The sequence below is a fragment of the Telluria sp. AZSoR62 genome (assembly GCF_058111565.1).
Window position 1 is genome coordinate 1 of record NZ_JBYTST010000074.1, and the last position, 460, is coordinate 460.

Genomic DNA, 460 nt, shown 5'->3' on the forward strand with positions numbered 1-460 from the left:
GGCACAAACCTTATCCGCGCGGGCAAAGTCTGACGCCAAACCTGAAATTACGCGTCATTATCAGGAGAAGGCCTACAGCCGCGCAGCTCATACTGTGGGTACGCGCCGTGCCGGTTTTAACCCGTTACATCCGTCAAAAATCACTGCATTGAAGATCGCTCCAAGGCTCGCTAGCCTGCGATAGAGCCCGCCAGAATCGATCCCGGCAGGTTGTTTCTATTGCCCATCAAAGAGGTGTTCCCATGTCTTCAATCAGTGGTTTTAGCCTGTACACGTCGATGTACCAAGCCCTTGAAACAGGTAGGATCGATAGCGACAAACCAAAGCAAAACCCCCTTGATCAATCAGCCGGTGAGGATATTCTATGGGGCTTTGATCCAGAGCCTAGGGATGATGTCCTTCGAGGTTCTGATCAACTGCCTGTGAATGGCTACCCGATGCCCGGCCAGAATGCGCAACG

At 52.6% G+C, this 460-nt stretch carries 1 protein-coding gene; it reads left to right on the forward strand.

What is annotated here, in order from left to right:
* Window positions 1–242: 242 nt before the first annotated feature.
* A partial coding sequence (locus AC3XQU_RS22925; RefSeq protein WP_489876462.1) for a hypothetical protein occupies window positions 243–460 on the forward strand: 218 nt, incomplete at its 3' end.